Source organism: Xenorhabdus koppenhoeferi (assembly GCF_900116635.1).
Taxonomy (GTDB): domain Bacteria; phylum Pseudomonadota; class Gammaproteobacteria; order Enterobacterales; family Enterobacteriaceae; genus Xenorhabdus; species Xenorhabdus koppenhoeferi.
Window position 1 is genome coordinate 1 of the sequence record NZ_FPBJ01000081.1, and the last position, 1,718, is coordinate 1,718.

Sequence of the window (1,718 nt, forward strand, 5' to 3'; positions counted from 1 at the left end):
TCAGACTGGCGACGACGGCATCAATACCGGGCACAACAATGTCATTATCGTCGCCGGGAAGATCATCGGCTTACAGAACAATTACGGCTGTAGTAGTAATCACTGTCGTCATGTTCAGAAGTCAGCACGATGTCCTGAAAATCATCATTCATTTCGCGTGCGCCGTGAGCCAGCACGATGCTGGGCAGTTTGCCGTTTTTGGTATCGAACATTCGGTGGTAGTGTTTAGCGATTCGGCCAAACATCGCGTTGGAGGTAGCCATTGTCGGCAGGCCAAAATAGAAGCCGTCCGCGGCACCGGTTTGCATTAATCGATGGGTCAGGGCGAGGGCAGCTTCTGTTTTACCCGCTCCGGTCACATCCTCCAGAATAAAAAGTTGTGGGGAGTCATCAATCGGGACTTCCTCCGACCATTTTTGCAGCGGAGTTGGTGCAAAGTGGTAATAATCCTGGATAGATGTGTAAGGCGATATGACGGGTGTGTTGTAGATATCATTACCATTCAGGGCAATTTGAGCCTGTTTTTGGGTGATACACCAGTATTCTGACAGCGAAAGAGCTTGGGTCTGGTAACGGAAATACTTGCAGTCAGAACCTATCCAATCAGCCAGTACGACAATACCGGCAAGCTGCCAGCTTACTTGTTTCAGCTTAAGTCGCCACTCTTTTGAGAGTAATTTTTCCAGCGGCAGATGAGGTTGAAAAAGTGCAAGCAGATCATGGGTAAATGCCGCGGCATCGTCAACATTTCGGGCATCAGTGAAATCGACACTATCTTCACATCGATTATCATCAATCGGTTTACCATGATGCCCGAGCATACACTGCATTAAAACCATCAGCGTTTTCTGTGCTCGTTTCTGCGGCGCTTTTCCGCTGAATGGCAGGTCACTATTGCCGGTTAAAGCAATCAGTACATCATCCCGGATTTTCTGCCAGAAAAATAACCCCAGTCGATCATGCCTGAAGTATCTGGAATCGTAGGGTTTAAGCTGGTCGGGTTTAATGAGGTCAGTATTTTCTGGGGAATATAATTGCTGAAATGCCGAAGCAAATTTACCGATATCATGCAGTGCCAGAAAAAAGGCAAATAAATTTTGGAATGTTTCTGGTGATACTTCCAAAAAATCAGCAAGGTCTTGGGTGATTTTTTTGTGTGGAGACAATAATAAGTGACCTGCTGCCGCGACATCCAGACAGTGATAAGCCAGAAGATGATATTCTTCGTCAGAATAGGGATTCTTTTTGGCTTTGCCCCAATATTGGTTGAGGTGGGCAAAGTTATTGATTAGCTCAGGCATATTTTTTTGCGTTGAAATAAAATTCCAACCTGACTCCATTAATATAAGATTTGTTAATCTTGCTTGTTATATATATTGGCTGAAACTAAGTAAATAGCCATCTGAATTTTGAACGAGGAGTTCTCTCTGATAGTGTTTATCTCTATACGCTAGCTTTCGTTTCAGATAGTTAGTTTCTTGTTGGAGTTGAGTTATCACATTGGCTGAATTTAAGGCCAATACCTCTTTGCGTTATTTATACAAGGTGCTTTTTGATATGGGTTCTTTTTAGCAATTTCGCCGTAACCCCTCGCCCTCATCGGGCGAGGATATAAGGCCTAAGACGCGATAGCGGCTTAATCTGGGGTCGCCTGACTCTCCACATAAGCCTTTAACGTTTCAATTGTTGCACCGCCAGCAGTGCAAGCGAAGTATGAA

1 protein-coding gene and 1 pseudogene are annotated in these 1,718 nt (G+C 44.7%); both read right to left on the minus strand.

All coding sequences use genetic code 11. From position 1 onward, the window contains the following. Positions 1-62: 62 nt before the first annotated feature. A complete protein-coding gene (locus BM329_RS14145) occupies positions 63-1,301 on the minus strand; it encodes a CRISPR-associated endonuclease Cas3'' (RefSeq protein WP_245759105.1) in 1,239 nt (412 codons plus the stop codon). 335 nt (positions 1,302-1,636) lie between these two features. Next, a pseudogene (locus tag BM329_RS14150) lies at positions 1,637-1,718 on the minus strand (IS200/IS605 family transposase); the annotation flags it as partial.